The 19627-nt window shown below is 39.0% G+C and carries 19 protein-coding genes, 1 pseudogene and 1 other annotated feature; of the genes and pseudogenes, 16 read left to right on the top strand and 4 right to left on the bottom strand.

Annotation, left to right across the window (positions count from 1 at the left end; translation table 11 throughout):
• Window positions 1-23: 23 nt before the first annotated feature.
• Window positions 24-1451 (top strand): aldehyde dehydrogenase family protein, encoded by a 1428-nt coding sequence (locus tag ACOZBY_RS16455; protein ID WP_012296104.1) that lies wholly within the window; start codon window positions 24-26, stop codon window positions 1449-1451.
• A 68-nt stretch (window positions 1452-1519) separates the two neighbouring features.
• A complete protein-coding gene (locus ACOZBY_RS16450; RefSeq protein ID WP_025116473.1) occupies window positions 1520-1999 on the top strand; it encodes an acyl-CoA thioesterase in 480 nt (159 codons plus the stop codon).
• A 46-nt stretch (window positions 2000-2045) separates the two neighbouring features.
• Here the strand turns inward: ACOZBY_RS16450 and ACOZBY_RS16445 are convergent, their stop codons facing one another.
• Both ACOZBY_RS16445 and ACOZBY_RS16440 read right to left on the bottom strand, forming a co-directional pair.
• Entirely contained in the window at window positions 2046-2534 is a 489-nt protein-coding gene (locus tag ACOZBY_RS16445) for a methyl-accepting chemotaxis protein (RefSeq protein WP_373561627.1), read from the bottom strand.
• A gap of 276 nt (window positions 2535-2810) precedes the next feature.
• Window positions 2811-3356: pseudogene (locus tag ACOZBY_RS16440) on the bottom strand (protoglobin domain-containing protein); the annotation flags it as partial.
• 279 nt (window positions 3357-3635) lie between these two features.
• Between ACOZBY_RS16440 and ACOZBY_RS16435 the strand changes: the two are divergent.
• A complete protein-coding gene (locus ACOZBY_RS16435; protein ID WP_325882140.1) occupies window positions 3636-3845 on the top strand; it encodes a hypothetical protein in 210 nt (69 codons plus the stop codon).
• 54 nt (window positions 3846-3899) lie between these two features.
• Here ACOZBY_RS16435 and corA read toward each other — a convergent pair whose 3' ends face one another.
• Window positions 3900-4862 (bottom strand): magnesium/cobalt transporter CorA, encoded by a 963-nt coding sequence (gene corA / locus ACOZBY_RS16430; RefSeq protein ID WP_031416737.1) that lies wholly within the window; start codon window positions 4860-4862, stop codon window positions 3900-3902.
• Between the two features lie 37 nt (window positions 4863-4899).
• On the bottom strand, window positions 4900-5586 hold the full coding sequence (locus ACOZBY_RS16425) for a class I SAM-dependent methyltransferase (protein ID WP_031416736.1): 687 nt from the start codon (window positions 5584-5586) through the stop codon (window positions 4900-4902).
• Between the two features lie 125 nt (window positions 5587-5711).
• Here ACOZBY_RS16425 and ACOZBY_RS16420 point away from each other — a divergent pair, with 125 nt between their 5' ends.
• The 13 genes from ACOZBY_RS16420 (at window position 5712) to ACOZBY_RS16360 (ending at window position 19623) form a co-directional block, all read left to right on the top strand.
• On the top strand, window positions 5712-6017 hold the full coding sequence (locus tag ACOZBY_RS16420) for a DUF4870 domain-containing protein (protein ID WP_325882139.1): 306 nt from the start codon (window positions 5712-5714) through the stop codon (window positions 6015-6017).
• 267 nt (window positions 6018-6284) lie between these two features.
• Entirely contained in the window at window positions 6285-6755 is a 471-nt protein-coding gene (locus ACOZBY_RS16415) for a CtsR family transcriptional regulator (RefSeq protein WP_031416734.1), read from the top strand.
• A 13-nt stretch (window positions 6756-6768) separates the two neighbouring features.
• Window positions 6769-7311 (top strand): UvrB/UvrC motif-containing protein, encoded by a 543-nt coding sequence (locus ACOZBY_RS16410; protein WP_031416733.1) that lies wholly within the window; start codon window positions 6769-6771, stop codon window positions 7309-7311.
• Window positions 7308-8417 carry a protein arginine kinase gene (locus ACOZBY_RS16405; protein WP_012296095.1) on the top strand — a complete coding sequence of 370 codons (1110 nt, stop codon included), beginning with the start codon at window positions 7308-7310 and terminating at the stop codon, window positions 8415-8417. Before ACOZBY_RS16410 ends, ACOZBY_RS16405 begins: the two co-directional genes overlap by 4 nt.
• Complete coding sequence (locus ACOZBY_RS16400) at window positions 8407-10851, top strand: ATP-dependent Clp protease ATP-binding subunit (RefSeq protein WP_031416732.1); 2445 nt, start codon at window positions 8407-8409, stop codon at window positions 10849-10851. Before ACOZBY_RS16405 ends, ACOZBY_RS16400 begins: the two co-directional genes overlap by 11 nt.
• A gap of 91 nt (window positions 10852-10942) precedes the next feature.
• Window positions 10943-12319: a DNA repair protein RadA gene (radA, locus tag ACOZBY_RS16395; RefSeq protein ID WP_012296093.1), complete on the top strand. Its 1377-nt coding sequence runs from the start codon at window positions 10943-10945 to the stop codon at window positions 12317-12319.
• A 216-nt stretch (window positions 12320-12535) separates the two neighbouring features.
• Window positions 12536-13621 carry a PIN/TRAM domain-containing protein gene (locus ACOZBY_RS16390; protein ID WP_012296092.1) on the top strand — a complete coding sequence of 362 codons (1086 nt, stop codon included), beginning with the start codon at window positions 12536-12538 and terminating at the stop codon, window positions 13619-13621.
• 11 nt (window positions 13622-13632) lie between these two features.
• On the top strand, window positions 13633-14328 hold the full coding sequence (gene ispD / locus ACOZBY_RS16385; protein ID WP_031416731.1) for a 2-C-methyl-D-erythritol 4-phosphate cytidylyltransferase: 696 nt from the start codon (window positions 13633-13635) through the stop codon (window positions 14326-14328).
• A gap of 342 nt (window positions 14329-14670) precedes the next feature.
• Window positions 14671-15147: a 2-C-methyl-D-erythritol 2,4-cyclodiphosphate synthase gene (gene ispF, locus ACOZBY_RS16380; RefSeq protein ID WP_008180601.1), complete on the top strand. Its 477-nt coding sequence runs from the start codon at window positions 14671-14673 to the stop codon at window positions 15145-15147.
• 89 nt (window positions 15148-15236) lie between these two features.
• Window positions 15237-16697 carry a glutamate--tRNA ligase gene (gene gltX / locus ACOZBY_RS16375; protein ID WP_012296090.1) on the top strand — a complete coding sequence of 487 codons (1461 nt, stop codon included), beginning with the start codon at window positions 15237-15239 and terminating at the stop codon, window positions 16695-16697.
• Between the two features lie 50 nt (window positions 16698-16747).
• Window positions 16748-16967 (top strand) — a binding site (T-box leader).
• 189 nt (window positions 16968-17156) lie between these two features.
• Complete coding sequence (gene epsC, locus ACOZBY_RS16370) at window positions 17157-17807, top strand: serine O-acetyltransferase EpsC (protein ID WP_036162451.1); 651 nt, start codon at window positions 17157-17159, stop codon at window positions 17805-17807.
• Window positions 17804-19204 carry a cysteine--tRNA ligase gene (gene cysS / locus ACOZBY_RS16365; protein WP_012296088.1) on the top strand — a complete coding sequence of 467 codons (1401 nt, stop codon included), beginning with the start codon at window positions 17804-17806 and terminating at the stop codon, window positions 19202-19204. Before epsC ends, cysS begins: the two co-directional genes overlap by 4 nt.
• Window positions 19205-19209: 5 nt before the next feature.
• Window positions 19210-19623 (top strand): Mini-ribonuclease 3, encoded by a 414-nt coding sequence (locus ACOZBY_RS16360; protein WP_012296087.1) that lies wholly within the window; start codon window positions 19210-19212, stop codon window positions 19621-19623.
• Window positions 19624-19627 lie beyond the last annotated feature (4 nt).

Raw genomic sequence — 19627 nt, 5'->3', positions numbered from 1 at the left:
TTATTTGGAGGTGCATTTGAAGGATGAAGGAAACAAAACTGTGGATTAACGGCCAATGGCAAGATGCAAAGGAAAGCTATGAGCTAAAATCACCATATAGTGGTGAGGCGATTGCCCGAGTGGCAAAAGCATCTATACAAGATGTGGAGAGAGCAATCGATGGTGCACAGCAAGCATTCCATTCGTTTAAAAAGACGACAGCCTACGAGCGTGCCGAAATTTTATATAAAGTCGTCGATTTAATGCGACAACGAAAAGAAGAGTTTGCAGAGATTTTAGCATTAGAGGCAGGAAAGCCTTTGACAGCAGGGTTAGCGGAGATTGATCGTACAATTGCCACCTATCAATTTGCAGCAGAGGGTGCCAAACAGCCTAAAGGTGAAACGGTACCGATGGATGCGGCACCTGGAGCAGGAGATCGTATAGGTTGGACAAAAAGGGAACCGTTGGGGGTAATTTCCGCTATTACGCCGTTTAATTTCCCGTTTAATTTAGTGGCCCATAAATTAGGCCCAGCATTTGCAGTAGGTAATACAGTTGTTTTAAAACCAGCAACCCAAACACCATTAAGTTCCCTTGTTATGGCAGAGATTTTCCGTGAAGCGGGTTTGCCAGATGGTGCGTTGCAAATTGTGACAGGAAGTGGTGGTGAGCTTAGCGATACTTTGGTTACACATCCTCACGTCAAAAAGGTGACGTTTACGGGTAGTGGAAAAGTTGGATTAGGTATTAAAGAAAAGATTGGCTTACGTAAAGTAACGTTAGAGCTTGGTTCTAATGCAGCAGTTATCGTCGAACCATCGACACCTTTTAATAAAATTATAAGTCGCTGTGTGAGCGGTGCTTTTAACTTTGCTGGACAAGTATGTATTTCGTTACAACGCATTTATGTACATTCTTCTATTATTGATGAATTCACAGAGGCATTTGTTGCGGAAACTGAGAAGCTAGTAGTAGGAGATCCTTTAGATAAAAATACAGATGTAGGTGCTATGATCAATCCGAATGAGGTTGGACGAATTAAAGAGTGGATTGAAGAAGCACAGGCACAAGGAGCAGTCATTGCAACTGGAGGAGTATTTACAGAACGAACGTTAACGCCCACTGTTATGACCAATGTGACAGCTGATATGAAAATCGTTTGTCAGGAAACATTCGCGCCAATCGTCTCAATTGTTTCATATGAAACATTAGATGACGCAATTCGACTTGTAAATGAGTCGGACCTTGGCTTAAATGCAGGTATTTACACGAATGTATTGCCAGATGCCTTATATGCAGCCGACGAATTACAGGCGGGTGCTGTCATTATTAATGATGTTCCGACATTCCGAGTAGATAATATGCCATATGGCGGTGTGAAGATGAGTGGGTATGGAAGAGAAGGAATTAAATGGGCCATTGAGGAAATGACAGATATGAAATTTATTACGATGAAAAAATCGTTCTAGATTTGCATAAGCTCTTTTTCTACGATACGATGACGAAAGAACATACATGAAGGGAAGTTACAAGGAATATGACAAACAATGCTGTACCCATGAGCCAATCACGTACGGTTCAATCGCGTCTCGTATTACCTCCAGACACAAACAATCACAATTCTATTTTCGGTGGAAGAGTGTTAGCTTATATTGATGAAATTGCTGCTATTACAGCGATGAAACATGCGAAGGGACTTGTAGTCACAGCTTCAATAGACTCAGTTGATTTTTTATCGGCTGCCCATGTAGGAGATATTCTTGAAATTGAAAGTATAGTTTCCTCTACAGGACGTTCTTCAATGGAGGTTTATGTTCGTGTTGTTTCTCGCAATATTGAAACTGGTGAGGAAAAATTAACGACAGAATCATTTGTAACAATGGTCGCGGTAAATGAAGAAGGAAAACCAGTACCCGTACCTGCAATTTATCCTGAAACAGATGAGGAAAAACGTTTATTTGAAACAGGGCCCGCAAGACGTGAGCATCGTAAACAAAAACGTGCATTGCCACATTAAGGAAAAAGGGAGCTTCACCTAAAGCGGTGGGGCTCCCTTTGTTATATTACCTATTTAGTTCATTGACTACATTAATGAGTGAGTCAGAAGAAGAGGAAACAAGTGTAGCCCCTTGTGATAATTCAGTAATTAAATTAGAAATGGCTGAAATATCTCTAGATGTATGAACATACTGCTGTTGAATGCCAGATACGGCATCAGCAATATCATTAAATGATTTAGATAAGTTTTCTTGCGTATTGACGCTATGTTGAATTTTTTGGTCAACATTAATAACTGAATTTGCCATCGTTGAAATATTACTTTCAGTTTCTTTAATGAGATGCGACACATTTTGGACAGCATTTTTTGTTTCTTCAGCAAGCTTTCGCACTTCCTCTGCCACTACCGCGAAGCCTTTCCCGTGTTCCCCAGCTCGAGCTGCCTCAATAGACGCATTTAAAGCTAATAAATTTGTTTGGTCAGCTATGCCCGTGACAAGTCCTACAATCTCGGAAATTTTTTGAGAGGAGGTACGTAATTGATTCATAGTCACCTCAAGGCTGTTGACACTTTGTAAAATAACTTGGATTAAATCATTTTGCTCTTGCAGTTGATGTTGCCCACGTCTTGATTTTTCCTGCGTATCTGCAACGAAGCTTAATCCCTGCTTTGTTGCCTCTGCGATATCATCCGTTTGTGAGGAAATTACTAACAATGATGCAGCTGTCTCTTCACTAATAGCGTTAAGTTCCTCTGCTGTACTTTGAATTGTCGTAACAAGAGCGTTTTTCGTTTGGTCAGCGGCTGTTCGGATACGGTCTTCCTCTTTTTCGTAAGCCTCGATCACAAGCTGTTGCTCAAAATTAATGATTTTGCAAAATGCATTAATGGCTCGAATGGCATCATTTTTTGAAATGTCCACTTCATTCACAAAATTTGTGAACGTTGAGGTAAGTGATTGAAAGGATGCTATATACCATTTTGATTGTAAGCCAATTCGTACATGGGCTTCAGCAATTGCTTTTCTTTCAGCGATATAGGCGTCATTAATATGACTTTCAAAAATATCGCTTAAATGCTTATGTAACGTAATTTTTAAACGATCTATATGCGAGGTTCTATTAATAATATCTATTAAATCTTGGCTCAAACTAATGGCTGCATAAAATTGCTCCACCATTGCAGGTATTAAATCCTTAGCTAACGGTTGTAGTTGCTTAATTATGGCTAAATCCTCAATTGTTAAATTTAAAAGCTGTAATTGCTTTTGAAGATTTGGATGATTTAAAACATCTAATTGTACATGGCCCTTAAAATTTTCAGGTGTTAATGTAATTGAGTAGCTAGAACTGCTGTTTTTTGAAAACCAACTCATTATTGTTTGCTCCATTCTTAATATCCATAATAATTGTGAGTAAAATGAACTTCTGAATTTGTTAGGTCTGTAAATTTGATAAACAATTGGTATTAAATCTATTTTACTATTATTTGCTGAATATTTGGTTAAAAATTTGGTTATTTCTTTATTTTTTTACTTTCTTGGCAGTTCTGTTAGTGCAGCAGAGTAAATTTGAATTTAAAGTGGGAAACCTGTAAAATACGAACTGTTTAAGGAGAATAAAACTGAACGTGAAAGATAAATAGGAGGTACTATATGGAGAAAAAACGCTTTAAATTCGTTATTCCAGTCATGGTCATTGTTGCAATAGGTTCCATTTATATGCTACGAAACTATTATGCGGAAGTACCAGCTGTTGAACAGCTGTTAATTACAATTTGCGCTGCTTTAGGATCAGGGGTTTTAGCATACTTTTTATTCCCACAGCAGGGTGAAAATAAAATTGACGACCGCGGTCCTTATTAATAGTAATAACTGAAGCTGCTCGTTTTGATTGTTAAACGAGCAGCTTTTTGTGGATTAGGGCTTAAATAATTTAAACCAGCCTTTATGTTTAAAGATGGTAAGCATAGCGATGACAACAATAATCATAATACCGAGGACAATAAAATAGCTGTATTGTCCATGTAGCTCAGGCATATTGTCAAAGTTCATCCCATAAACTCCAGCAATAAAGGTCAGTGGAATGAAGATGGTTGAGACGATTGTTAAAGTCATCATAATGCCATTCATTCGGCTTGAGCTCATAGCCATATAACTATCTCGCATATCTGCCGTCAGCTCTCGATTTGATTCAACCATTTCAGTTAGTTTTAGAAGATGGTCGTAAATATCTCCAAAATAAGCTCTTTCAGATTTGTTCAATGAAAAACGGTAAGAATTAAGTACTCGATATAAAAGGTCTCTCATCGGTAAAATGGCACGCCTTAAATCGAGCAAATCACTACGAAACTCGAAGACAATCTTCATGGCATTTACGTTGCTTTGGTATGTAAGTTCGCCTTCAAGTGCATTTAAATGATCTTCAATTTTATAAACAAGTGGGAAATAGCTATCAACAATTTTATCAATGGTTTGGTAGGTTAAGTAAACCGTGCCACGCTCCCAGTTTTTTGGCTGGCTTTCTAACAACTTTTGTACCTTTTCTATTTCAGGAACTGGGTTCTTATGAAATGTCACTATATACTTATTAGAGGTAAAAATATTTACCTCCTCTGCAGCTAATGACAGCTCGTTTAATCGATGAATGACGAAAAAATGAAAATCGTCATAAAAATCGAGTTTTGGACGTTGTAATCGCATCAAGCAATCTTCAATAGCTAGTGGGTGGAAATGAAAAAATGAATCTAGCAAAGATTCTTCCTCAGCAGTTGGACAATTAAAATCAATCCAGTACCACTCGAATTCTTGTTGATGTATCGATTCCAAAGGGAAATCCTTTAGTAATTGTTGTTTTTTTGTAATGCCAATGGTGCTTATCACAGCTTTCACCTCAAAGTATTTACTACAATATATATATTTAATGTTCTTCCTCTTTAAAGCATACCCATCCACCAAACAAAGTAGTGGCAAAAAATCTAGAAGGTTTTATAAAACCTGCTTCTTGTAATAATGTTAATATTTCTTTCTCGGGCATAAATGACAGAGCACGGATGGAATTTTCCATTTCTGCAACATCGGATATAGAAAGTTTTGTATGTTGAAGCCAGTAGGAACGCCATAAATCGAATTGTAGTTCCGTTTCAATCGTACCAGGTTGACCGTATTTTGAAACAAGAGTAAAAGGTGCCCCTGGCTTTAAATGGTTGTAAATTTCTTTCAAAGTTGACAGCTTTTCTTCATAACCTTGAATAAAATGAAGGACGAGTACACAACTAGCTGCATCGAATGTGGTGGCTGGTAGCTGTGTATCCAGCAATGTCCCACGGTAGAATGACAGATCATTGGGTAACGATTGGAGACGCTCCCTTGCTATATCGAGCATAGATTCTGACGGATCAACACCCGTAAATGACCAATGCGGTCTTCCATCTGCTAGCTGTAATATTTCATTGCCACTGCCTGCACCAACAATCAACATATCAGCTTGCTCCTGTAATGTAGAACGATAAAAAGTTTGTATTAAACGAAGCATTGCATCATAGCTTGGTAGAGTACGGCGAATCCCCTTTTCATATTCATTTGCTAATGTGTGGTTAAATTCCATTTCTCATCACGACCTTTCAAAAAAATTTTAAAAAACTCACTTTAAATTGAAACTATTACGGGTATAGTTCCGTAAATAGTAGTACATAAAACGATAGACAACGCATAAAGAAAGGGTTGATATATATGGAGAGTAAATGGTCTAAAGTAATCATACACGCAAGTTCGTTTTTTGCGCCATGGTTAGTTCCCATAATCTTCTTTTTAATTAGTACGGATGAGGAAGTGAAGGCAATTTCTATCCAAGCAATACTTTTCCAACTTGTCATGGCGGTTTTACTTGCTGTCTCTGGAGTCTTAAGCTTTTTCATCATTGGCATTCCATTTTTAATCGTTTTCGGTATTATGCTATTAGTAGTACCAATTATCGGTATCGTCAAAGCATTAACTGATGAGCCTTGGCGTTATCCAATTGTAGGTCGTTGGGTATAATTTTTATAGACGCAAGTATATGCTAGTTGCATATGCTTGCGTTTTTTCTATGGATAAAAAGGGTACATTAGGTGTAGGAAGCAAATAAGTGTGCTCGATAGCCATTAATTAATAAGTGCTATTTTCTACGCTTGAATATACTTTTTAAGGCATTTCATTTTTCTCTGGGCGAAATCATTGCAATTATTTTCAAGCGTTTTGTATAATATACTCAAAGAAAGTCAAAGATAGTCAAAGTCAGTGAAGCAAGCGAGGTGTATTCCTAAAATGCGTAATATATCAGACATCATAGAAGGTTACTTAAAGCAAGTACTTGAATTAGGTGGGGAAGGGCATATTGAAATAAAACGTAGTGAAATTGCAGATAAATTTCAATGTGTTCCGTCACAAATAAATTATGTCATTAATACAAGATTTACTGCCGAGCGAGGTTACCTTGTAGAGAGCAAGCGTGGTGGTGGTGGATACATTCGAATTTTACGTGTCCGCGCGAATTCACAGATTGATTTAATTGACGATGTTCTCCGGCATATTGAAGGTGGAGCATCGCAAACGATGGCAGAAGATTTAGTGTATCGACTCATCGACGAGCAGGTAATTTCAAAGCGAGAAGCGAAGTTAATGTTAGCAGCAATTGATCGCTCAACAATCGACTTACATCTTCCTTTAAGAGATATAATTCGAGCAAAAATATTGCGGGCGATGCTGACAACTATAAAATACGAGCAGCAGAAATAGTGAGGTGATGGAAATGATATGTGAACATTGTAAACAACGTAATGCGACAGTTACTGTAACACAAGTTCAAAATGGGCAAAAGGTGGAGCACCATTATTGTGACGTCTGCGCCTCACAGTTCCATCCATTTCATGCAGAGTTTAAACAAGAGCCAGTTTCTATACAACAGTTATTATCTAACTGGTTTGGCTCACCTACATGGCAAAAGGTGGGGGAAAAACAACAAACACAGCCACAACAGCAAACGTGTCCACAATGTGAATTTACGTATAAGCAATTTTTGAAAGAAGGTAAGTTTGGTTGCCCAAGCTGTTATGACACTTTTAGCGAACATTTACCTAAGCTCTTTAATCGGATACAGGCTGGTCCCCAACATATTGGTAAAATGCCAGGTGCCCATAGCAATGTGTATGTCATTAAAAAGCAAATTGAGGAAATCCGTAAACGCATGAAGTTCGCTGTAGATGAAGAACAATTCGAAGAGGCAGCAAAGCTTCGTGATGAAGTCAAAGAGCTTGAGAAGCAGCTACAATTTGAAGGTGGTGATGTGTCATGATGATTGAATCGTTTTTAGAGCGTGCTACACCTACTTGGATGCGTATTGAAGACGATTATTCTGACATTGTCATTAGTACACGTATTCGCCTTGCTCGAAATTTAGATGGATATCGTTTTCCATTATCGTTTTCAGAGAACGAGGCTTTACAGGTGGAACAGGCAGTTACACATGCAGTAAGCGATAGTCCAACGCTTCAAAATGATTATGCTTATTTTTCTATCAATGATTTAACACCTTTACAACGTCAAATTCTTGTAGAAAAGCATTTGATTAGTCCGCAGCTTGCAAAAAAAGAGCAGGTGGGCTCTGTGCTTCTGTCACAAGATGAATCGGTGAGTATTATGGTGAATGAAGAGGATCACTTGCGCATTCAATGTATGACCGCGAGTTTTCAGCTTCAAAATGCCTATGAACAAGCGAATAAGATTGACCGTATTCTAGAGAAGGTCTTACCTTATGCATTTCGAGATACCTTTGGCTATTTAACAAGCTGTCCTACGAATATTGGTACTGGGCTTCGGGCATCTGTGATGATGCATCTACCTGCTCTTACGTTAACCGGACAGATGAATCAAATTATAAATGCGATGACACGCTTAGGCATGACGGTAAGAGGTATATATGGTGAAGGAAGCGAAAATTTAGGGAACGTTTATCAAGTGTCTAACCAAATTACACTTGGAAAGACAGAAGAAGATATTTTAGCAGATATACAAAGTGTTGCTGAAAAAATTATACAAAAGGAACGGCATGCGAGAGGCAGGCTGATGGAAAAAGCTGAGCTTGCTTTAGAAGATCGAGTTTATCGAGCTTTAGGTACCCTTACTTATGCAAGAATTTTAACAAGTGAGGAAGCGGCTACCTGTCTTTCGAATGTTCGTTTAGGAGTCGACCTACAGTTGATTGACGGTATACTCGCAACAACTTTAAATGAGTGCGTCGTCAGTATGCAACCAGGTTTTTTACAGCATTATGCAGGTGAGGCATTACCGCCTGCTGAACGTGATCGTGTACGAGCAGAAATGCTTCGTGAGGCATTAATTCAAACACACACGAATAAGCCTAATAATGGGGAAAAAGGAGAGGATTTATATGATGTTTAATCGTTTTACACAACGCGCGCAAAAAGTATTACAGCTTGCTCAGGAAGAGGCTATTCGTTGGAAGCACGAATCCATTGGCACAGAGCACATTTTATTAGGGCTTATACGTGAAGGCGGCGGTATTGCTGCAAAAGCGTTAGAAGCTATTGATATTAGTCCTCAAATGATTGAAGCTGGTATTGAAGAATTAGTTGGTAAAGGTAAAGAAGATGTTGGTCCAATCGTTCACTATACGCCACGAGCGAAAAAAGTAATTGAACTATCGGTTGATGAATCTCGTAAATTAGGCCATTCGTATATCGGTACAGAGCATTTGCTGTTAGCCCTTATACGTGAAGGTGAAGGTGTAGCAGCTCGCGTCTTAAACAATGCAGGTGTGGGCTTAAATAAAGCACGTCAGCAAGTATTATTGTTATTAGGGAATAATGATAATGCGCAATCAGGTCAACAAGCGGCACAAGCTGCGAATACCCCTACATTAGATAGTTTAGCCCGTGATTTAACTCAAATTGCCCGTGAAGGCACGTTAGATCCTGTGATTGGTCGAAGCAAGGAAATTACACGTGTTATCGAAGTGTTATCGCGTCGTACAAAAAATAACCCTGTTTTAATTGGTGAGCCAGGTGTTGGTAAAACAGCAATTGCTGAAGGGTTAGCACAGCAAATTATTAATAATGAAGTACCAGAAATTCTTCGAGACAAACGTGTGATGACACTAGATATGGGAACTGTCGTTGCAGGCACAAAATATCGTGGGGAATTTGAGGACCGTTTGAAAAAAGTAATGGATGAAATCCGCCAAGCCGGAAATATCATTTTATTTATTGATGAATTACACACTTTAATCGGTGCAGGTGGTGCAGAAGGTGCAATTGACGCATCAAATATTTTAAAACCATCCTTAGCGCGTGGTGAGCTGCAATGTATCGGTGCGACAACGCTTGATGAATATCGTAAATATATTGAAAAAGATGCAGCATTAGAGCGTCGTTTCCAACCGATCCAAGTGGATGAACCAACGGTGGAAGAAGCAATTCTCATTATTCAAGGCTTACGAGATCGCTATGAAGCACATCACCGAGTGAAAATTACAGATGAAGCAATTGAAGCAGCGGCAAAAATGGGTGATCGATATATTTCTGACCGCTTCTTACCAGATAAAGCAATTGACCTGATTGATGAAGCAGGATCAAAGGTTCGCTTACGTTCATTCGCAGTGCCACCAAACTTAAAGGCACTTGAAGATAAGCTTGAAAATGTTCGCTCTGAAAAGAATGCTGCTGTATCAGGTCAAGAGTTTGAAAAGGCTGCTGCGTTAAGAGATACGGAGCAAAAGCTTAAAGATGAGATTGAAGCTACAAGAAAAAATTGGAAAGAAGAGCAAGGTAAAGCCGAGTCCAAAGTAACAGTAGATGATGTTGCAGCAGTTGTATCAATGTGGACAGGAATTCCTGTAGCTAAAATTGCTTCTGAAGAATCTTCAAAATTATTACAACTTGAAGAAGAGCTACACAAACGTGTGGTTGGGCAAGGGGAAGCAGTAGAAGCCATTTCCCGTGCGATCCGTCGTGCAAGAGCGGGCCTCAAAGATCCAAAACGACCAATCGGTTCATTTATTTTCTTAGGTCCTACTGGTGTTGGTAAAACGGAGCTTGCAAGAGCACTTGCTGAAGTGATGTTTGGTGACGAAGATGCTATGATTCGTGTCGATATGTCTGAGTACATGGAGAAACATTCAACTTCTCGTTTAGTAGGTTCACCTCCAGGCTACGTAGGCTTTGATGATGGTGGTCAATTGACTGAAAAGGTTCGTCGTAAACCATATTCTGTTGTATTACTAGATGAAATTGAAAAAGCACACCCTGATGTTTTCAATATTCTCCTGCAAGTTCTTGAAGATGGTCGATTAACGGACTCTAAGGGGCGTGTAGTAGACTTCCGCAACACAGTAGTGATAATGACTTCTAACGTCGGCGCGGATGCTCTTAAATATCAAAAAAGCCTTGGTTTTAACGTAGGTGGTGCAGATTCTAAACATAAAGATATGAAGAGTACGATGCTCGAAGAATTGAAAAAAGCATTCCGTCCAGAATTCTTAAACCGTATTGATGAAATGATTGTGTTCCATTCATTAGAAAAAGAGCATTTAAAAGAAATCATTGCGATGATGGGGAACGCTCTAACAAAGCGGTTGAAAGAACAGGATATTTCATTAGAATTAACAGATGCAGCGCTTGAAAAAATTGCTCAGGAGGGCTACGATCCTCAATACGGTGCACGTCCACTACGTCGAGCATTACAAAAACAAGTGGAAGACCGATTATCAGAAGAATTATTAAAGGGTAATGTGGAGAAGGGTAATCATGTTATCATTGATTATGTAAATGACGAGTTTATTGTGAAGAAAAAAGAGGGAGTTTCTATCTCTAAATAATTTCAAACTAAAGACAGTAAGGCATTAAGTGCCAAGCTGTCTTTTTTTTTGTACAATTAATATAAGAACAAATATTCGAGGTGAAAGAAAGTTGGCAAAGAAAAAAACGAAATTTGTATGTTCAGGCTGTGGCTATGAATCGGCAAAATGGATGGGAAGATGTCCAGGCTGTGGAGAATGGAATAAAATGGTGGAGGAAGTAGAAGTTATAGCGAAAGGACCAAGAGGGGCATTCCAGCATTCTGCTACAGTTACTCAAAAGGCAATCCCCATTATTCAGGTCGAAGCTAGTGAAGAGTCTCGAGTGGCGACAGAAATGGGCGAGCTGAATCGTGTATTAGGCGGTGGTATTGTGCCTGGCTCTCTAGTATTAATAGGTGGCGATCCTGGGATTGGGAAATCAACATTATTACTACAAGTTTCAGCTTTGCTCTCAAATAAAGGCCATCGCGTGCTGTATATTTCAGGTGAGGAGTCTATTCGTCAAACGAAGCTACGAGCAGAGCGTTTAGGGGTAATCTCTCAAGAGCTGTACATTTATTCCGAAACGAATCTTGAGTTTTTGAATCAAACGATTGAGGAAGTACAGCCGAAATTTGTCATTGTCGATTCCATACAAACGGTCTTTCATCCAGAGGTAACAAGTGCGCCAGGTAGTGTATCTCAGGTACGTGAGTGTACAGCTGAGCTTATGCGAATAGCTAAAACAAAAGGGATTGCTATATTCTTAGTTGGGCATGTTACGAAAGAGGGGCAAATCGCAGGGCCTCGAATTTTAGAACATATGGTGGATACAGTCCTATATTTTGAAGGCGAAAGACATCATAATCATCGTATTTTACGAAGTCAAAAAAACCGCTTTGGCTCTACCAATGAAATTGCTATATTTGAAATGCTACAGGGTGGTTTAAAAGAGGTGCTGAACCCATCTGAGCTATTTTTGCAGGAGCGTTCACAAGGGGCTGCGGGTTCCACGATTGTTGCCTCGATGGAGGGAACAAGGCCAATACTCGTTGAAATTCAGTCGCTAGTGACGCCTACAAGCTTTAATTACCCTAAACGGATGGCAACCGGGGTAGATCAAAATAGAGTGCAATTGCTGATGGCTGTGCTTGAAAAGCGTATGGGTCTCATGCTACAAGCACAGGATGCATATATTAAAGTTGCTGGTGGTGTGAAATTGGACGAACCTGCTATAGATTTAGCTGTTCTGACAAGCATCGTGTCTAGCTTTAAGGATCAGGCTGTAAGGGCAACCGATTGCTTTATTGGTGAAGTGGGTCTGACAGGAGAGGTACGTCGAGTATCCCGTATCGAGCAGCGTGTCATTGAAGCAGCGAAGCTTGGTTTTAAAAAAGTCTTCATTCCTGCATCAAATATAGGTGGTTGGGATTTTCCGCAAGGGATTGAAATTGTCGGTGTAGAAACAATAAAGGATGCATTAAATGCCTGTTTTAGAGAGTTATAGGAAAACCATGCATGTTAGATACTATTCTGACATGCATTTCCTTCATTTTGACGTAAAAAGTGGGAAACTCAAGTAAAGGAATAGGCGTCCTAGTTAATGCAGGGTGAAAGTGTGGTTGGAAAGAGAGAGTTAAATAATGATAATCTGATGGGCTGAAGAAGGATTTTCTATAATAAACTATGTATAATCTTAACTAACAATAGGAGGTGACAGCTTGTGAAAAAATTTGTTCAGATAGCTTTTTTACTGATTGGAGGAGCATTGGGCCTTGTTTTCTTACCGCCATTATACGAATTGCTTCATTTATCATCTAATCCTTGGCTTGATAATCCTTACGTATCAGTAGCATTAGGAGCGCTTTTACTGTTTACATTGTCATTCGCGTTTTCCGATTATTTTGTGAAGCTCATTAGCTGGATGGAAGAGGTCCTGTTTAAGGTTCCGGTCGGAGATTTGTTATTTGGTACGCTTGGCCTAATAATAGGGCTAATTGTAGCGTATTTTTTAGGCTTTGCTATTAATAGTGTGAAGTTCCCTGTTATTACAGAGGTAGTCCCTATTATCCTGTCATTCGTATTAGGATATCTAGGCTTCCGTTTAGGTTTTAGAAAAAGGGATGAATTAATCCAGCTTTTTACCTTACGTAGTAATCAGACAAAGAAAAAAGTTGCTGAGGGTAATGAAATTCAAGAGGTGCGAGGAAGTTACAAATTGTTAGATACAAGTGTCATTATTGATGGCCGCATCGCAGATATTTCTGAAACAGGATTCATTGAAGGAATCTTAATTGTGCCTCAATTTGTCCTAACAGAGCTTCAGCATATTGCTGATTCCTCAGATACATTAAAGCGCACAAGAGGTCGTCGAGGCTTAGATATTTTAAGGAAATTACAGGATGAACGTAATACGAACGTAGAGATTACAGATGAGGATTTTGAGGATGTGCAAGAGGTAGATTTAAAACTTGTACGACTGGCAAAAAAAATGGGGACTGATACGCAAATTGTCACAAATGATTTTAACCTTAATAAAGTATGCGAGCTACATCATGTAAAAGTATTAAATATAAATGATTTAGCGAATGCCGTAAAGCCTGTCGTTATTCCAGGTGAAGATATGCAGGTGGTAGTCATTAAAGATGGCAAAGAGCATAATCAAGGAGTAGCCTATTTAGACGATGGTACAATGATTGTTGTGGAAGGCGGTCGTAGCTATATAGGACAGGCAATAACGGTAACAGTAACGAGTGTGCTGCAGACGTCAGCAGGTCGTATGATATTTGCAAAGCCGAAGGACGATTAGGAAGTGAAAACATGCAGTATGAAGTAGTTTTACCTGCCGCAGGAAGTGGAAAACGTATGGGGGCAGGACAAAATAAATTGTTTTTAAAACTTTTAAAGAAGCCTATTCTGATACACACGTTAGAGGTCTTTCAACAGGACCCTTTTTGCACAGGTATTTGGCTAGCAGTAAAACCAGAGGAGCGTATTTATATACAAGAATTGCTCGATGAATATCGTATTACGAAAGTCAAAGGTTTACCTGATGGTGGTGCTGAACGACAGCATTCTGTACATTCATGTATGAAGGAAATGGAACAGGTAGACATCGTGCTTGTTCATGATGCGGCAAGACCTTTTATTACACATGCTATTATCGCCAATCTTGTGCAAAGTGCCCACGACTTTGGTGCAGCCATTGCAGGTGTCCGAGCAAAGGACACAATGAAAAAAGTTCGTAATGGTGTCATTGAGGAAACAGTAGATCGCGACAGCTTATGGATGATTCAAACGCCTCAAGCCTTCCGTTTTGACTTAATTGTTGAGGCAGAGGATGTTGCTGAAAAAGTAGGTTTTCTTGGTACCGATGAAGCAATGCTAGTTGAGCGTCTTGGTCACACAGTGCATATTGTGGAAAGCAGCTACGAGAATGTAAAAATGACGACACAAGAGGATTTGCTATTTGGAGAAGCTATTTTACGAAAACGAGCATTGCAATTAAATGAATAGTGACTAGTTTAAAAATCTCATTAGTGATAGTTGCTAATGGGATTTTATATTGATGCTTAAGAATGGGACATGTTTATTTTTCAGTGGTCGTCCTAACGCCTGTTGTAATAATGATTGGTTAGCTTGGAAAAACTATAAGCCAGCACACCAAGGAGTAATGGATCTGTTGGTATAAGAAAATGCTGACTATTTGCTATCAGCTCAATTTCCTAGGAAATATGTTAAAATGTGAGGGTATAATAGTGACTAAATAGATAAAAGTGAAGGAAGGTGAATGAGACTGCATTTTAGGCAAACTAGGAGAATTATCCATATGTATGGCTAACGTAGTCTCTCTATCATATGTTTCGAATTGGACAAGGTTTTGATGTACATGCATTTGAAGAAGGGCGTCCGTTAATTATCGGTGGTATTACTATTCCACATGAAAAAGGGTTAGTTGGACACTCAGATGCAGATGTATTATTACACACAGTTACAGATGCAGCGCTAGGAGCAATTGGAGAAGGAGATATTGGACGTCATTTTCCAGACACAGATCCAGCTTTTAAGGACGCAGATTCAGCAAAATTATTAGAATACATTTGGAAAATTGTTGAGGATAAAGGATATATTCTAGGTAATGTCGATTGTACAATTATGGCTCAACGACCAAAAATGGCACCATATATTGAGCAAATGCAAAATCGTATTGCAGAATTGTTACATGCTGAGCCGTCACAGGTAAATGTCAAAGCGACAACAACTGAACGTCTAGGTTTTACTGGACGTGAAGAAGGTATAGCAGCGATGGCAACAATTCTTTTGATGAAGAAATAAATGTGAGTGAACTCTGCTTTTATTTCCAGTTACAGAGTGGTAAAATGAACAAAGTCAATTTTTGATCGAAAATTTAGGAGGCTTTTAATATGACGAAAGAAGTTCGCGTTCGTTACGCGCCATCTCCAACAGGTTTTTTACATATCGGTGGGGCGCGTACAGCATTATTCAATTATTTATATGCAAAACATCATAACGGTAAATTCATTGTACGTATTGAAGATACGGATATTGAACGTAATGTAGAGGGTGGAGAAGCATCTCAGTTAGATAACCTAAAATGGTTAGGTATTGAATATGATGAGTCCATTGATATTGGTGGACCTTATGCGCCTTATCGTCAAATGGAGCGTCTTGATATTTATAAAGAGCACGCTGAAAAACTATTAGCGCAAGGTGCAGCCTACAAATGCTTCTGTTCTTCAGAAAAACTGGAAGCATCTCGTGAGGAACAAAAAGCAAGAGGTGTAGCAGCTCCTACTTATGATGGTACATGCCGTCATCTCTCAGCTGAGGAAGTTGCAGCTAAAGAAGCAGCGGGTGAGCCATACACAATTCGTATGCGTGTACCAGAAAATGTAACATATGATTTTGAAGATTTAGTTCGTGGACAAGTTACATTTGAATCTAAAGACATTGGCGACTGGGTAATTGTAAAAGCAAACGGTATTCCAACTTATAACTATGCTGTAGTTCTAGATGATCACTTCATGGAGATTTCTCACGTTTTCCGTGGTGAAGAGCATTTATCTAATACGCCAAAACAAATGATGATCTTTGATGCATTTGGTTGGGAGTATCCGCGCTTCGGTCATATGACGTTAATTATTAATGAGAACCGTAAAAAGCTATCAAAACGTGATGAGTCCATTATTCAATTTGTCACTCAATATAAGGATTTAGGGTATCTTCCTGAAGCAATGTTCAACTTCTTTGCTTTACTTGGCTGGTCTCCAGAAGGGGAAGAGGAAATTTTCTCTAAAGAAGAATTTATCAAGATCTTTGATGAAAAACGTCTTTCTAAATCACCATCTATGTTCGATAAACAAAAGTTGACATGGATGAATAATCAATATATTAAAAAACTATCTTTAGAAGAAGTAGTAGCTTTATCATTACCACATTTACAAAAAGCTGGACTCTTACCAGATGAACTTTCAGCAGTGCAACATGCATGGGCAACAGATTTAATTGGGCTTTACCATGACCAAATGAGCTTTGGTGCAGAGATTGTTGAATTATCTAGCCTATTCTTTAAAGACCATATTGAATATGATGAAGAAGCCAAAGCTGTTTTAGCAGGAGAGCAAGTACCAGAGGTAATGGCTGCATTCAAAGCACAGCTCGAAGAATTAGAAGAATTTACGCCAGATGCAGTAAAAGCAGCTATTAAAGCTGTGCAAAAGGCAACAGGTCATAAAGGTAAAAATTTATTTATGCCAATCCGTGTTGTCACAACGGGTGAAACACATGGACCGGAGCTTCCCAATGCTATCTGCTTAATCGGCAAAGAGAAAGCAATTGATCGTGTAGAAAAATTTGCACAATAAATAGAAATCCATTGACAATTGATTCTTGCGTTGTAAAATGTATTTACATTGAAAAAGCGTTGATAAGGAGAAGTAAGTGGCGCACGCTCTAAAGAGAGGACCATCACCGGCTGAAAGTGGTCTGAGTCTAGGCAAAACTGAAATGCACCTTTGAGCATAAAGCTGAACTATAGTAGGCTTTATCGATTCGTTCTCGTTAAAGAACGACCAGAGTGGGAGGCTTTTTGCCTTCAATCAGAGTGGAACCACGCAAATTTAAGCGTCTCTGTCATTCCTTTTTGGGATGATAGGGGCGTTTTTTATTTTATCTTCATTCTTTGATGAAGAGGGAGGCATTCAAACAAACACACCACATCATCTTAGGCAGAGAATTCTAAAGAAAGTTGACGACAGTGTCGGTTCTGTGTAAAGGGTTTCTAGGAATTTGAGCAAGAACAACATAAAAAGGGGGAGTTTTTTGTGTTTAAAAGGATGAAAGAAGATGTGGAAACAATTTTTGAGAATGATCCAGCTGCGCGAAGTGTATTGGAAGTGGTATTAACATATTCCGGTTTGCATGCCACATGGGCTCATCGAGTGGCTCATTGGTTCTTTAAAAAACGCTTTTATTTTATGGCTCGCGCCATTTCACAAATAAGCCGCTTTTTTACTGGTATTGAAATTCATCCTGGTGCGAAAATCGGCCGCCGCTTTTTTATAGACCATGGTATGGGTGTTGTGATTGGTGAAACATGTGAAATCGGTGATAATGTGACTTTGTACCAGGGGGTAACTCTAGGTGGTACAGGGAAAGAAAAAGGAAAACGACACCCTACATTAGAGGATAATGTCCTTGTAGCAACAGGCGCTAAAGTTTTAGGTTCTATTACAATTGGCGAGAATAGTAAAATTGGTGCGGGGTCAGTTGTTTTAAAAGAGGTGCCTCCAAATGCCACTGTGGTCGGTATACCTGGTAAAATAGTAATTAAAGATGGAGTTCGTCTAGAGAAAAAACTAGATCATCAAAATATTCCTGATCCTGTAGAAGAACGTTGTCAAGCTTTTGAGAAGCAAATTGTTATATTAAGACAGGAAATTGAACGCTTACAAAAGGAGAGAGAGACACAATGAGTATTCAAATTTTCAACTCATTATCAAGACAAAAAGAAACCTTTGTTCCGCTAGAAGAAGGCAAAGTAAAAATGTATGTCTGCGGGCCTACCGTTTATAACTATATCCATATCGGGAATTCACGTCCTGTTATAGTTTACGACACAGTCCGTCGCTATTTCCAATATAAAGGCTATGATGTAAAGTTTGTTTCCAATTTTACGGATGTAGACGATAAAATTATTAAGGCTGCCAATGAGCTTGGTGAAGAAGTTCATGAGTTAACAGAGCGCTTTATAGCTGCGTACTTTGAAGATGTTACTGCATTAGGGTGCAAAAAAGCCGATGTTCATCCACGTGTAACAGAGCATATGGCTGATATTATTCAATTTATCCAAGTTTTAATTGAAAAAGGCTATGCTTATGAGTCAGCAGGTGATGTGTATTACCGCACGCGCAAGTTTAATGGCTATGGTAAATTATCACATCAATCCGTAGATGATTTAAAAATTGGTGCACGTATAGAAGCTGGTGAGAAAAAAGATGATGCATTAGATTTTGCTTTATGGAAAGCAGCGAAGCCAGGTGAAATTTTCTGGGAAAGTCCTTGGGGCAATGGTCGTCCTGGTTGGCATATTGAATGTTCAGTAATGGCTCGTGAGCATTTAGGAGATACTATTGATATTCACGCTGGTGGGCAGGATTTAACTTTCCCACACCACGAAAATGAAATTGCACAGTCAGAAGCTCACAATGATAAAACATTTGCACGTTATTGGATGCATAATGGTTATATTAATATTGATAATGAAAAGATGTCTAAATCTCTTGGGAATTTTATTTTGGTGAATGATATTCGTAAACAAATTGATCCACAGGTGCTTCGCTTCTTTATGCTATCTGTTCATTATCGTCATCCAATTAATTTTGCGAAGGATTTAGTAGAGGCAGCTTCAGCTGGCTTAGAGCGCATTCGTACAGCCTACAACAATGTGAAGCATCGTCTTACGACTACTGTAAGCTTAGGCGATCACTCAGATGAGTGGCTGAATAAAATTACTGAGCAAAAGGCACAGTTTGAAGAGGCCATGGATGATGATTTTAATACAGCTAACGGGATTTCGGTATTATTTGAGTTAGCTCGTATTGCTAATATTTATTTAAATGAAACGAATACTTGCAAAAAAGTGTTAGAAACATTTATTGAAACTTTTGAAGTACTAGGTGACGTCTTAGGTATCGAATTTGCAAAAGAAGAAGAATTATTAGACGAAGAAATTGAAGCACTACTACAAGAGCGTGTAGAGGCACGTAAGAATCGTGATTTTGCTCGTTCTGATGAGATTCGTGACCATTTGCAAGCCCAAGGTATCATTTTAGAAGATACGCGACAAGGAACTAGATGGAAACGAGGGTAATTAAGTTGGATAAACTTCGCAATGAAGATGTTAAGCAATTAAATGCGTTGGCGTTAGCCTATATGGGTGACGCCGTATTGGAGCAAAAGATACGAGAACACTTGCTTCGTTCAGGTCGAGTTAAACCGAATACACTTCATCGAGAGGCAACGCGTTACGTTTCGGCAAAGGCACAATCTATGATTGTTCATCGTATGATGGATGAGAATTATTTAACAGAGGAGGAGTTGGCAGTGTTCCGTCGTGGACGTAATGCCAAGTCCGGCTCTGTACCAAAGAATACAGATGTCCAAACTTATCGAAATAGCTCTGGCTTTGAGGCGGTACTTGGTAGTTTATATTTATTAAATGAACTTGAACGCGTGTATGAAATCATTGCATATGCTATTCAAATAATCGAGGAATCGAAAGGAGTGTAGAAAG

The organism is Lysinibacillus sp. NPDC056220, assembly GCF_049315265.1.
GTDB lineage: Bacteria > Bacillota > Bacilli > Bacillales_A > Planococcaceae > Lysinibacillus > Lysinibacillus pinottii.
The sequence above is the reverse complement of the archived record's forward strand: the minus strand, read 5'-3'. Positions and strand labels throughout refer to the sequence as shown.

What these genes read in the sequence shown, in the direction of transcription:
- ACOZBY_RS16455 (WP_012296104.1), top strand. Translation starts at nt 24, where the DNA reads ATGAAGGAAACAAAACTGTGGATTAACGGCCAATGGCAAGATGCAAAG.
- ACOZBY_RS16450 (WP_025116473.1), top strand. Translation starts at nt 1,520, where the DNA reads ATGACAAACAATGCTGTACCCATGAGCCAATCACGTACGGTTCAATCG.
- ACOZBY_RS16435 (WP_325882140.1), top strand. Translation starts at nt 3,636, where the DNA reads ATGGAGAAAAAACGCTTTAAATTCGTTATTCCAGTCATGGTCATTGTT.
- ACOZBY_RS16425 (WP_031416736.1), bottom strand. Translation starts at nt 5,586, where the DNA reads ATGGAATTTAACCACACATTAGCAAATGAATATGAAAAGGGGATTCGC.
- ACOZBY_RS16420 (WP_325882139.1), top strand. Translation starts at nt 5,712, where the DNA reads ATGGAGAGTAAATGGTCTAAAGTAATCATACACGCAAGTTCGTTTTTT.
- ACOZBY_RS16415 (WP_031416734.1), top strand. Translation starts at nt 6,285, where the DNA reads ATGCGTAATATATCAGACATCATAGAAGGTTACTTAAAGCAAGTACTT.
- ACOZBY_RS16410 (WP_031416733.1), top strand. Translation starts at nt 6,769, where the DNA reads ATGATATGTGAACATTGTAAACAACGTAATGCGACAGTTACTGTAACA.
- ACOZBY_RS16405 (WP_012296095.1), top strand. Translation starts at nt 7,308, where the DNA reads ATGATGATTGAATCGTTTTTAGAGCGTGCTACACCTACTTGGATGCGT.
- ACOZBY_RS16400 (WP_031416732.1), top strand. Translation starts at nt 8,407, where the DNA reads ATGATGTTTAATCGTTTTACACAACGCGCGCAAAAAGTATTACAGCTT.
- ispD (WP_031416731.1), top strand. Translation starts at nt 13,633, where the DNA reads ATGCAGTATGAAGTAGTTTTACCTGCCGCAGGAAGTGGAAAACGTATG.
- ispF (WP_008180601.1), top strand. Translation starts at nt 14,671, where the DNA reads ATGTTTCGAATTGGACAAGGTTTTGATGTACATGCATTTGAAGAAGGG.
- gltX (WP_012296090.1), top strand. Translation starts at nt 15,237, where the DNA reads ATGACGAAAGAAGTTCGCGTTCGTTACGCGCCATCTCCAACAGGTTTT.
- cysS (WP_012296088.1), top strand. Translation starts at nt 17,804, where the DNA reads ATGAGTATTCAAATTTTCAACTCATTATCAAGACAAAAAGAAACCTTT.